This is a genomic window from Enterovibrio norvegicus DSM 15893 (assembly GCF_900115495.1).
In the GTDB taxonomy this organism is placed as follows: Bacteria; Pseudomonadota; Gammaproteobacteria; order Enterobacterales; family Vibrionaceae; genus Enterovibrio; species Enterovibrio norvegicus.
This window is the reverse complement of the sequence record NZ_FOWR01000068.1, coordinates 1-12,787: the sequence shown is the minus strand read 5'-3', so window position 1 is coordinate 12,787 and position 12,787 is coordinate 1. Positions and strand designations below refer to the sequence as shown.

The 12,787-nt window shown below is 45.4% G+C and carries 9 protein-coding genes; 3 read left to right on the top strand and 6 right to left on the bottom strand.

The window, feature by feature from the left end; all coding sequences use genetic code 11:
* Positions 1-294 (top strand): transposase (locus BM082_RS23760; protein ID WP_139218817.1); only part of this gene is annotated, 294 nt, incomplete at its 5' end.
* A 48-nt stretch (positions 295-342) separates the two neighbouring features.
* Here the strand turns inward: BM082_RS23760 and BM082_RS23755 are convergent.
* The 5 genes from BM082_RS23755 to pepN form a co-directional block, all read right to left on the bottom strand.
* Positions 343-891 (bottom strand): cell division protein ZapC, encoded by a 549-nt coding sequence (locus BM082_RS23755; RefSeq protein WP_017007594.1) that lies wholly within the window; start codon positions 889-891, stop codon positions 343-345.
* 143 nt (positions 892-1,034) lie between these two features.
* Complete coding sequence (pyrD, locus tag BM082_RS23750) at positions 1,035-2,045, bottom strand: quinone-dependent dihydroorotate dehydrogenase (RefSeq protein ID WP_017013609.1); 1,011 nt, start codon at positions 2,043-2,045, stop codon at positions 1,035-1,037.
* Positions 2,046-2,103: 58 nt separating this feature from the next.
* Positions 2,104-6,921, bottom strand: a complete 4,818-nt coding sequence (locus tag BM082_RS23745) for an NAD-glutamate dehydrogenase (protein WP_017013608.1) — start codon at positions 6,919-6,921, stop codon at positions 2,104-2,106.
* Positions 6,922-7,076: 155 nt separating this feature from the next.
* Positions 7,077-7,304, bottom strand: a complete 228-nt coding sequence (locus tag BM082_RS23740) for a DUF2835 domain-containing protein (RefSeq protein WP_074928869.1) — start codon at positions 7,302-7,304, stop codon at positions 7,077-7,079.
* Positions 7,305-7,371: 67 nt separating this feature from the next.
* On the bottom strand, positions 7,372-9,981 hold the full coding sequence (gene pepN / locus BM082_RS23735; protein WP_074928867.1) for an aminopeptidase N: 2,610 nt from the start codon (positions 9,979-9,981) through the stop codon (positions 7,372-7,374).
* A 294-nt stretch (positions 9,982-10,275) separates the two neighbouring features.
* Between pepN and pncB the strand changes: the two genes are divergently transcribed.
* Positions 10,276-11,436, top strand: coding sequence for a nicotinate phosphoribosyltransferase (gene pncB, locus BM082_RS23730; protein ID WP_017007598.1), 1,161 nt, complete (start codon positions 10,276-10,278; stop codon positions 11,434-11,436).
* A 224-nt stretch (positions 11,437-11,660) separates the two neighbouring features.
* On the opposite strand, the gene BM082_RS23720 is transcribed toward pncB, so the two are convergent.
* A complete protein-coding gene (locus BM082_RS23720; protein WP_017013606.1) occupies positions 11,661-12,326 on the bottom strand; it encodes a hypothetical protein in 666 nt (221 codons plus the stop codon).
* Between the two features lie 216 nt (positions 12,327-12,542).
* On the opposite strand from BM082_RS23720, the gene BM082_RS23715 reads away from it, so the two are divergent.
* On the top strand, positions 12,543-12,787 hold a 245-nt coding region (locus BM082_RS23715; protein WP_208862506.1), incomplete at its 3' end, for a transposase domain-containing protein.

Below are 12,787 nucleotides of genomic sequence, written 5' to 3'. Positions count from 1 at the left end.
ATCGGCAAATCGTGGCGCAATCACTGGGAAAACCTTAATACGTTATTCAATTATCCTGATGATATTCGCAAAGCGATATACACCACCAATGCGATTGAATCGCTCAACAGCGTTATCCGTAGGGCTATCAAAAAGCGAAAAGTATTCCCAAGTGATGATGCGGCAAGGAAGATGGTGTACCTGGCCATCAAGGACGCCAGCAAGAAATGGACGATGCCGATTCGAAACTGGCGTCAGGCGATGAGTCGATTTATTATCGAGTTCGGGGAACGCCTCGAAAAGCATATTAATTAAATGGCAGTTACACAGAATCTGTTACAGGCTCGCTGATAGGAAACCCTATCAGCCTACTAACGCATAATGACCACTGCGGCTATCGTATTGCTGTTGATTTAGAGATAGTCGGTCATTCATTACTTTTATCGCTTCACAGAACCGCATTTGTTTTGTGTCGGTCAGTGCCAATGTTGATTCGCTCGCATGCATACACAAAGATGCGCAGCCTGCGTTTTCAATCACCAAAAAGGATTCACTGCCGTGTTCAGTCTTCAAATCCACAATAGAGCCTACAGCTGGCGTGGTATGCCCTGCTTGTGTTTCGAAAAACCAACTTTTAGGAAGTAGCGGTTTATGGAAGCGGTTCGCTGCCACTGCGTTTAATACTAATTCCGCCTGGCGAGGGCCAGACAAAGGTAATTGACTTACTGCATCTGAATAGGTCGAAAAGAGTGATGCGTCATCAACTGAAAATGGGGTGTCAACAAACGCATCGGGGATGAGGTGCTTCTTTTCAATCGCCACTTTAAAAACCATATCGCTACCAAGGTCGAGCATCAGCGCGTTTGCGTCGGTATCGAAGTACCATTTCCATGCATTATTTGGTTTCAACATCTTGTTCTCTCCTGCTTAGTGCAGAGAATCGGTCCATGTAAAGTGCGATTTAAATTGAGCTTTCGGAGAAGTGTAATGGGGTTTAGATAAAAAAAAAGGGGAAAACTTCGTTCCCCCTTTCGTTACATTCTTAATTTTCTAGGTTAAATATTACGAACAATATTCTTCACTAGTTTTGGTCCGTGATAAATGAAACCGGAGTAAACTTGAACCAGTTCAGCGCCTGCCATCATTTTCTCTTTCGCGGCCATTACCGAGTCAATACCGCCTACCCCAATGATTGGTAATTTACCATTCAGTTCTTGGTGAAGACGACGAATCACTTCCGTGCTTCGGTTTTGAACAGGACGGCCACTTAACCCACCCGCTTCATGAGCATGTGGCATGCCATCTACCAGCGAACGATCAAGTGTTGTGTTGGTTGCAATAACACCATCGATGTTATGACGAACCAACGCATCAGCAACTTGAACCAACTCGTCTTCGGTCATGTCTGGTGCAATCTTCAATGCAACAGGCACATACTTACCTCGAGATTTCGCCAATTCTGTTTGACGCACTTTCAATGCACCCAACAGATCATCAAGTGCTTCACCGTATTGCAGTGAACGTAGCCCTGGCGTATTTGGCGAAGAAATGTTTGCGGCGATGTACCCTGCATGGTCATACACTTTGTCCATACAAATCAGGTAATCGTCTTTACCATTTTCAAGTGGCGTATCTTTGTTTTTGCCGATGTTAATGCCAATGATGCCGTCATATTTGGCTTTCTTAACATTCTCTACCAGCGCATCAACACCCGCATTGTTAAATCCCATGCGGTTGATGATCCCTTCTGCTGGAAGAACACGGAAAAGACGTGGTTTGTCATTACCAGACTGAGGGCGCGGTGTCACCGTGCCTACTTCAACAAAACCGAAACCCATTGCGCCGAAGGCATCAATACATTCACCGTTTTTGTCTAAGCCTGCAGCGAGGCCAACTGGGTTTTTGAAATGCAGTCCCATGACTTGAACAGGACGAGGAGGAAGATTTTGACGATAAAAAATATCAAGAGGTGTACCAGTAAAACGAGATAGATTCTTGATTGTCAGATCATGAGCATGTTCTGGGTCTAGCTGAAAAATTGCCGATCTGGCGAGGCGGTACATCATGTAACCTCCGAAAAAAAGCCCCGAATAAACGGGGCTGTATTATCAACACTTTCGATGCTTAATTCAAATTTAAAAGCGTAAGTTCCCGCAATGCAACGGAGAATTTTGCAAATTCATGAGCAGAGCCCACTTTAAATTCAGCAACAATGCTTTCCCATCGGCCTAAACTGATTGCGTGCTCAATCATCCAAGACTCAAGACCCAACTCTGCAGACTCGCCTTTTTTCATGCCCGACAAGATTTGTGCGGTCAACAAGCGCTGCTGCCAATCCAGATCTTCTCGGAATGAAGCTCGCGCCAATGCCTGCCAATGGTTCTCAACCGGTTGATTGGTGATTTGCTTGAGGAACCAATGTAATGACAAGGTATCGCCAAGTACAAAGTACAAACGCGCAACCACGTCGAACGGCATCTTCATTTGATCCGACACTTGTGCCAAATCGAAACCAGCGAACAAACTTGTTAAACGAGCCACTTTATCTGCGATCTCTTTCGGCACACCATCTTTGATGTAACCTGCCGCTTGTTGCTCATGTTCCTTAATTTCCGCAGGCACCAAGTATTTCTCAAGGTTATCTGACAGATTCTTAATGGCTGGTTTGTAGAACGCCAATTGTTCTTGGATTCCCTGACCTCTTGTGCGATTGCGCAAGATCCAGCGCGTTGCTCGACGAAGCATACGACGGCAGCGGAACAAAATTGCGTACTGCGTTTTCGCAGACACTTTGTTATCTAGTGCGCGAACATCTTCAAACGTTGTACCGAAATCAAGCACATCTCGCGCAACCGCATACGCCGATGCAATCTCACCAACACTTGCGCCCGTTTCGTCCTGCATACGCGAAACAAAGTTGAAGCCCATGCAGTTCGACATTTGGTTAGCAAGGCTGGTAGCGATAATTTCGCCACGCAGTGGGTGGTTCTCCATCGAATCGCGATAGTTACGTTGTAACTCACTTGGGAAATATGAAGGTAGCAAATCGCCGAAATACGGATCTTTTGTGATTTCATCAATCACCAACAGCTCTTTGAGTACCATTTTCCCGTAAGCCACAAGCACAGCAATCTCAGGACGAGTCAACCCTTTGCCGTGAAGCTGACGCTCGGCCAAGGTTTCATCATCAGGAATATGCTCAAGGCCACGATCCAGTTTCCCGTCTTTTTCGAGGTAATGGATAAAACGGATCTGCTCTTTCAGCAGGGCAACTTGTTGCGCCGCGGTCACCGAAATGGATTCGCTTTGGCAATATGCATTATCAAGAACGATTTCAGATACTTCGTCTTCCATACGTACAAGTAATTCATTACGTTGTTTGTAGGTAAGATCACCTGCCGCAACGAGGCCGTTAAGCAAGATCTTGATGTTAACTTCGTTATCCGAACAGTCCACACCACCTACATTATCGATGAAGTCGGTGTTTGCACGACCACCATTCATGGCATATTCGATACGCGCCAACTGGGTCATACCCAAGTTACCGCCTTCGCCCACGATTTTCGCGCCGATTTCATTGCCGTTTAGACGAAGCGCATCATTTGCACGGTCGCCCACGTCGGTATGGGTTTCAGACTCTGATTTAACGTAAGTACCGATACCGCCGTTCCAAAGCAGATCCACATTCGTGCGAAGGATCTGTTTGATCAACTCGTTTGGCGTCATCGATTGCTTACGAATGCCCAGCATTTTCTGAATTTCAGGGGACAGTTCAATCGACTTCGCTTTGCGCGAGAAGATGCCACCGCCTTTCGAAATCAATTTCTGGTTGTAGTCTTCCCAGCTAGAACGCGGCAGCTTGAAGAGGCGATCACGCTCTACCCAAGATTTCGCTGAATCTGGCGTCGGGTCGATGAAGATATGCATGTGGTTAAAGGCAGCTTGCAGACGAATATGTTTCGACAACAGCATACCGTTACCGAACACATCCCCCGCCATGTCACCGATGGCCACACAGGTAAAATCGGTTTCTTGGCAGTCGATACCGATTTCACGGAAGTGACGCTTAACCGATTCCCATGCGCCTTTCGCCGTGATACCCATGGCTTTATGGTCATAACCGTTTGAACCACCCGATGCAAACGCATCGCCCAGCCAGAAGTCATATTCCTCAGACACAGAGTTCGCGAGATCGGAGAACGTTGCCGTTCCTTTATCTGCTGCAACAACCAAGTACGGGTCGTCTTCATCATGGCGCACCACATTTGGTGGCGGCGTTAATGCGCCCTCAATGATGTTGTCAGAAATATCCAACAAGCCACGAATGAAGATACGGTAACAACGCTGCCCTTCAGCAAAGATTTCATCTCGGCCGCTGAGTGAATGTTGTTTCTTACAAACAAAGCCACCTTTTGCACCAACAGGCACAATCACGGTGTTCTTCACTTGCTGTGCTTTTACCAAGCCCAACACTTCCGTACGGAAATCTTCCTGTCGGTCAGACCAACGGAGACCACCACGCGCGACTTTTCCGCCTCGCAAGTGAACACCTTCAATGTCTGGTGAGTAAACGAAGATTTCAAACGCTGGCACAGGTTTTGGAATTTCTGGGATCTTTGAAGGTTCCATTTTGAAGGAGAAGTAATCCTTCAACTCACCAGTTTGTTTGTCGGTTTGGAAATAGTTGGTACGCAGAGTCGCAAGGATCATTTCCATGTAACGACGAATAATACGATCGTCATCCAAGCTTTCGACCTGCTCTAGCTCTTCTTCAATCTGCTTGATGATCTTGTCTTGTTCTTTTTCGCTGTTTGCTTTCGGATCAAAGCGCTTGGTGAACAAGGCAACGAGCAATTGAGCCAAATCAGCATGCGAAGACAAGGTTTCTTCTATGTATGATTGACTGAATGGGAACGCGACTTGGCGCATGTAACGCGCGTAGCTACGAAGAATGGTCACTTCTCGGCCAGAAAGGCCAGCATTCAATACCAATCTATTGAAGCCATCACTTTCTAAGCGCCCTTCCCAGATGGCTGCAAATGCATCTTGGAACTTAAGGCGTGCGTCCGACAAATCTAACTCTGTGCTTGCACTGTGCAGCATCGAGAAATCAAGGATCCAGAACACTTCTCCAGATGTCGTTTGCACTTTATATGGGGCTTCACCAATCACGCGCAGACCAAGGTTTTCCAACATTGGCATGACATCAGAAAGGTGAATAGCTTCATCTTTTTGAAACAGCTTGAGGCGCACTGCACAAGACGTTGAAGGCTCTTCTTGTGGTCGATAGAACAACATATCGAGTTTCTTGTTGGCACTTAGCCCTTCAAGACGCTCGATATCGGCAACCGCTGAGCCCGGAAGCATGGCTTCTTTGTATGAGCGTGGGAAAGCACTGGAGAAACGTTTAGCTATCGGCGTACCGCTGTTTTCGCCAAAGTTCGCAATCAGGGACTCTTCAAGACGGTCATCCCATGTTGATGCTGCCTCAGTGAGGTTTTGCTCTAGCTTCTTAACGTCGATATCGAAGTTGTTGTTATCAACACGCACGATGTAATGGGTCCTTGCCAATGGGCTTTCAGAGAAGAAGGTCGTGAACTCAACCTCTTTTTCTGAACCAAAATACTGCTTCAGAATACGCTGTGTTGAGCGGCGTAATTCCGTGTTGTAACGCTCTCTCGCCACGTAAACCATGCACGAGAAGAAACGGCCAAATGGGTCACGACGCACGAAGATACGCAACATATCGCGATCTTGTACTTGAACAATCCCCATGCCGATATCCAGCATTTCCGTTTCGGTTGCTTGGAAAAGTTCATCACGTGGGAAGTTTTCAATGATGTTCGCCAGCGCCTTCCAAGAGTGCGATCCTGGGTAGTAACCACTGATCTCAAGGATCCGCTGCACTTTATTGCGCAGAACGGGAATGCTGTTGGTCGCTTGGTTGTATGCGGACGACGCATAAAGACCATGGAAGCGGTGCTCTCCAACCACATTGCCTTTCTTATCAAAACATTTGATACCAATGTAATCGACATAGGCTGGACGGTGCACACGGGATCTACCATTACCTTTATTGATAATGAGTAGCTCTTTACGCAACGCCGTCGCGCGTGCAGATTCCGGCATGTCTGAAAGCTTGATGCCAGGGCGCGGCAAATCAAGTTTCTTCGCCAAACCCAAACCAACTTCATCAGCGGGTTTTAAAATGTGGTCGCCTTCAACGGCCGTCAATTCATAGAACTGGTAGCCCATAAAGGTAAAGTTGTGTGCGCTGATCCACTGAAGAAATTCAATGGCTTCTTGTTGGCGTTCTTTCTCAACCGGCGGTTTGTCTTTCTTCAAATCGGCGATGAGTGATGCCATCTTGTCTCGCATTGGCTGCCAGTCGCTCACAACAAGCGCGACATCAGTTAGCGATTCTGTGAGTTCTTTTTCCAGCGCCGCCATTTCTTTCTTACTGGTTAACTTATCAATTTCGATATGGAAAACCGATTGGCGTTCGCCTTTTTCATCACCGATCTCAATAACCTTCCCTTTAGCGTCTTTAACAACGTGCTGAGGGCCATTAAGCATCAAGTGAGCGGCAATATCTAGACGATTCAATGCCATACGGACTGAGTCGACAAGGAAAGGTGCATCGGGGGTTAGAATTTCGACAATGGTATGGGTAGATTGCCATCCATCACCGCTAAGCGTTGGGTTGAATACTTTTACGAAGATTTTGGATTGTTCGAAGGTATTTAAATGGTGCCAAAGGCTGATTACAGCACCATATAAATCGGACTCATTCCTCTCTTGCAAATCATCGTCGGAAATGGGACCCAAAATCCTTTTGGCTAACGTTTCAACAAGCGGTTGTTGTTTCTTGTCTAGTTTCTCGTCTATTAGATGGTAAACTTTTTCAAGTAACACCGGCACAATAGGGTCACGCGCGGTCATGGTTTACTCCATTTATTATTTGTGTAATCGCTATGAGTATAGAGGTTAATTAGTCTTTGCGACTTATGATGTAGTTTAAGCTCTATGTTACGAAAGCGTTACACGAAAAAACGGTAATTGAAGCGCAGTTTTTAGATATGTGATTGACGTACGGTTTAAACAATCTGTTCTAACGATTTAAAACGATTGTTTACGTCTACAGTCAGCCGAAAACGCCCTTTTACACCCACCTGACTCAAATATGGACGCAGGCGCGATGCAGGCAGTTGCAGTGTTAAACCCTTGTCTGTTTTAACAACTACTGTCGACGCAGCACCAGAATAATGCTGTGAAAAAACTTGGTACGAGATATCAAGCGAGAATAAATATACAGTCGAATTCATAAAAAAAGCCGTCATTGGTTAGACGGCTTTTAAATTACTTATTATGGCGATTTTCGCAAGTGCCAGATTAAGCTTCTAAGGCTTTATTGATCTTTTCATAGAGATCTTTTGCCAGTTTATCGAGCGCAGCCAAACGTTCGAGTTGTTCTCGCATCAAACGCTGTCTTTCTTCGTCAAATCGTTTCAACTTGAGCAAAGGATCAAGTAATCGAGAAGCAACCTGTGGGTTTGATTCATTCAATTGAATAAGAATGTCAGACAGGAATTTATATCCCGAACCATCTTTTGAGTGAAAATGAACGGGGTTGTTATTACAGAACGCCCCTACCAAAGAACGCGTGCGGTTTGGGTTTTTCAAACTGAATGCTGCGTGTTCCATTTGCGCTTTAACATTTTCAAGCGCATCGTCCGCCGGATTAGTGCCTTGCAGCATAAACCATTTGTCCATAACCAAACCATCATGCGTCCATTTGTCGCTGAATGTGTCCATCAGAGACTGACGACAATCAAGTTCAGCATGGTTAGCAGCAGCAAGTGCAGCCGCCGTATCAGTCATGTTGTTTGATTGATTAAAATGTTCAGACACCAATGCATCTGCATTTTCATTCAACGCAAGGTAGCTTAGACATACATTCCTTAAGCTACGTTTACCCATCGCATCATGCGCTATGGTGTAACGCTCTTGACGAAGTGTGTGGTAAATCGCACTGAGTTCATCATTAAACGCATCAGCGAAGGCGTGTTTAATCGCATCGCGAACTTGATGGATCGCATCAACGTCGACCACCTCAAACCAACCGCCGATTTCATTTTCACTTGGTAGCGTCATGACTTCTGCAATCAAAGCAGCATCGAGTTCTTTGCTGAGCAATACACCACGGAAGGCATCGAGTACATCATCAGGCAGTGAGAAAGCATCACCTTGCTGAATGCGAACAACGTTTGCTTTGATGTGTTTTGCCAGAAGCATTTGTCCAGCATCCCAACGCGCAAACTCATTTCTCGCATGAACCATCAAGAAAGCAAGCTCTTCATCGCTGTAATCGTAGTTAAGCTTTACTGGCGCAGAAAACTCACGAAGCATTGAAATTACGGGTTTTTCAGACACATTTTGGAAGATAAAAGTTTGTTCATCTTGCGTAAGATGAAGCACATTGCCAACGGGACTAACGTTACACTGTAACTCAATAACGCGACCATCCGCTGCATATAGCTCCACATCAAACGGAATCAGCAGCGCTTGCTTCTCTTTTTGATCTGCCGTTGCAGGCGTGAATTGTTTCACTGTTAACGAGAAAGTTTGCTGCGTTTCGTCAAATGTGCTCGTTACCGTCAACTCAGGAGTACCCGATTGACTGTACCAAAGTCGAAATTGCACTAAATCGACGCCAGATGCATCTTCCATCGCTTTCACGAAATCTTCACACGTTGCTGCCGTGCCGTCGTGACGTTCGAAATACAACTTCATGCCTTTCTGGAAGCTAGTCTCTCCCAGCAAGGTATGCATCATACGAATGACTTCACTGCCCTTTTCATACACAGTCAGTGTATAAAAGTTATTCATTTCAATGACTTTTTCAGGGCGAATAGGATGCGCCATTGGTCCGCAATCTTCGGCAAACTGAGGGCCACGCATAATACGAACATTCCCAATTCGGTTCACAGCTCGTGAACCGAGATCCGATGAAAACTCTTGGTCGCGGAATACGGTCAGGCCTTCTTTCAAGCTGAGTTGGAACCAATCACGACACGTTACTCGGTTGCCTGTCCAGTTGTGGAAGTACTCATGACCGATAACCGCTTCAATGCCGAGATAATCAGTGTCTGTAGCAGTGTCAGAATTCGCCAGCACGTATTTAGAGTTAAAAACGTTTAACCCTTTGTTTTCCATTGCACCCATGTTGAAAAAATCGACGGCAACGATCATGTAAATATCAAGATCATATTCAAGATCAAAACGATCCTCGTCCCACTTCATTGAGTTCTTTAGCGAGGTCATGGCGTGCGTTGCACGATCTAAATTGCCTTTATCAACGAAGATTTCCAATGCCACGTCTCGGCCACTTCGGGTGGTGTAGCGATCAGACAGTAAATCGAAATCCCCTGCTACCAGAGCAAACAAATAACTTGGTTTTGCATGCGGGTCTTCCCATTTCACCCAATGACGACCGTTGTCAGCATCACCTTCTCCGACTTTGTTGCCGTTACTCAATAAGAACGGATACGCCGATTTGTCAGCAGTAATGGTCGTCGTGAATTTGGCCAGTACGTCGGGACGATCTAGGTAATACGTAATTCGACGGAAACCTTCCGCTTCACATTGCGTACAATATGCACCGTCTGACTTATATAAGCCTTCAAGTGATGTATTTCCCGCCGGATCGATGTCAGTTTCGATTAAAAGCTCAAATTCTTTCGGCAATTGCGATAAAATAAGCCCTTCTGTTGTTTCGCTGTAATGTGGCCATGCTTTTCCATCAATTTCGATTTTTTTCAGCGTGAGACCGTCACCGTCTAAGATCATGGAATCTGCGCCGGCAACCATCTGTTTAACTTGGCTTTTCGCAGTCACTCGCGCATGCGAGTCGAGTAAATCAAAGTCTAAGTCAATGTGGGTTATCGTGAAATCAGGAGCCGTATAATCTTTACGGTATTTAGCCTGAGGTTGTTGCGTCATGTCAGATTCCTTTTGTTGCATAACGAAAGCGTGTGAGCAGTCAAATTCACCGACGTCACACGATAATGAAGGCATAATCATCTAAGATACCCGCTAACATTCGGTTTTGCTACAGGTTGACTGTGCAACGAATGAGCAGTCGAACTATTGATAGCAAGAAGCCGACGCAGATCGAATACCATTAGGTTGACGAAAGATGCAGGTTTGACGTTAAATTTGCTGCTGCAAATGGCGATAAAACCCAATTATATAAACGTTCAGCGAAAATTTGAGCCACGAGGTACTTTTTAGGGCATGCATACGCCAATCATTTCGTCATTATTAGACACGGATGCCTACAAGTTAAATATGCAGCAAGCGATCTTCCACCACTACCCGGAAGTAAACGTTGCGGCTGAGTTTCATTGTCGAAGCAATGAAAGTTTGACTGAACTCAAAGCCAGATTGGACGCAGAAATCCAATCGCTTGCTTGTTTAACATTCAGTGAAGAAGAACTTCAATTCTTGTCAGGGCTTGGCCTGTATCAAGCAGACTACCTCGCCTATCTTCGCGAATTTTCGCTTAACGCAGAACAGGTTACTGTTTCGATTGTTGATGACCAACTCGCCATTCACATCGAAGGTAAATGGATTGATGTCATCCTATGGGAAGTGCCATTACTTGCAATAATTTGCGAGTTACGTTGTCACGAAAAGTACCCCAATGCGACGGTCAACCAAGCCATTGATCTACTTACGTCCAAGCTGACGGCGCTGGATAATGCAGGCTCAGATTTTCATTTTGTCGATTTTGGTACGCGCCGCCGTTTTTCAAAAAATGTGCACCATGCCATTGTTGGTCACTTAACCAATGAGTGTGCTCAGTTTGCAGGCACCTCTAACCTACTTCTTGCCAAAAAACACAATATTCCCGCCGTCGGAACCCAGGCCCATGAATGGTTCCAAGCTCATCAGCAATTGGCGGGTGATCTTGCGGATTCACAGTTGTTGGCATTAAACCGCTGGTTACAAGAATACCCGGACAAATTAGGCATCGCCCTCACCGACTGCATCAACATGGATGCATTCTTGAATGACTTTACTTTGCACCTCAGTGAGCAATTTAATGGTCTTCGTCATGACAGTGGTGATCCTATTGCGTGGGGCGAAAAAGCCATTGCGCACTATGAAAGCCTTGGCATTTCACCGCAGGAGAAAACGTTGATTTTCTCTGACGGACTCACGTTAGATAAAGCGCTGAACATCCATCAACATTTTACCGGCCGCATAAACACATCATTTGGAATCGGTACCCAGTTAACCTGTCACCTGCCCGATGTTGAAACGCTGAACATCGTCATTAAGTTGGTGACGTGCAACGGAAAACCCGTTGCGAAAATTTCTGATGAACCAGGAAAATCTATCTGTAGAGATACGGAATATCTCAGTGAATTGAAAAAAGCATTCAACATCTGACAACGGGTTTATCTGACTCACAAAAAAGGGACACGCTTCAGTGTCCCTTTTTTATAACGTTCTAATTCGACGTGATTAGCTTTCGTTTCTCGTTTCTCGTTTCTCGTTTCTCGTTTCTCGTTTCTCGTTTCTCGTTTCTCGTTTCTCGTTTCTCGTTTCTCGTTTCTCGTTTCTCGTTTCTCGTTTCTCGTTTCTCGTTTCTCGTTTCTCGTTTCTCAAAAAGTTTAAGGCGATTGCCGTTGAAGCACAGCTTCCATTCCGAATTGGTTATCCACCAATTTGAGTGTGTTTGATGACAATTCAAATTGTGAGTCTTGTTGTCCACCGCGATAGATAAGTACGAGATGATCATCTTCTAAGAAGTACACGCCTCGATGAGTGATCGACTTCCCTTCTTTACCTGACACTCTCGCAGAGAAAAGAAAATCAGGGCGAAGCATCAACGCAAGTTGTTCGACTTCTTCACCCACATCTTTACCTCGAATGATGTCGCTGTACCAAGCACCCGACAAATTGTTCGGTAAGATTTTTGTAAACTGCGCGCCTTTCAACATCAGTTGGTTGTGATTCAATTTATATTCGTGGTGCTGCAAATCACCGAAGTCATCATTGAGAACAATGGTCGTTTCATCAAGATCATATTTTCCTGACGCCTCTTCCACCGAGCCATCGCGATTCAACAACTTCACGCTGAAGCGATAGTCAGACTTGAAAGAAATATTGATGGCCTTGTACCCACCCTGTTCTCCGGCAGGCTCAGATTGTTGATCCGGACTAAACCAATACCAATCGCCAAGCAGTAAAGGGAAATCAAATTGGGTTAGATCTTCTGCTTTTACAGCGCTCGATAAGGAGAACAGTAGGCACATTAAGCTTATCCATTTCGTCATCGGTATCTCCTTACTCGTTTTGGTCTTACTTTAATCTTAGATACAAATCACACTATTGCTTGCCCTAAACGCTGTTGATATCACATTAACTTTTTTTGAAAGCATAAAAAAAGCAGGCTCGAGGCCTAATGCCGATCAGTTAAGCAAAAAATGATCGGTTGAACGATCCTGAGAGGCTGGCAAAATCCGAGTGTATTTCTACACTCGGATTTTTTTATGTTCTTAAGACAAGCCCTCGACCGAATACACCAATTTTCTGCTGACCAACTCAATGGCCTATCAGATCTCCTGTGCCCCGCTCTCATTAATCAATGCCTTGAAGACACAGGCGTCACGACGATTCGAAAGCGTAGGCTCCCCATGGAACTGATGGTGTGGAGCGTCGTGGGAATGTCACTTTATCGGCATCTATCGATGAGTAAGGTGGTCTCTCAGCTCGATATATTACTTCCAGGTAAGAA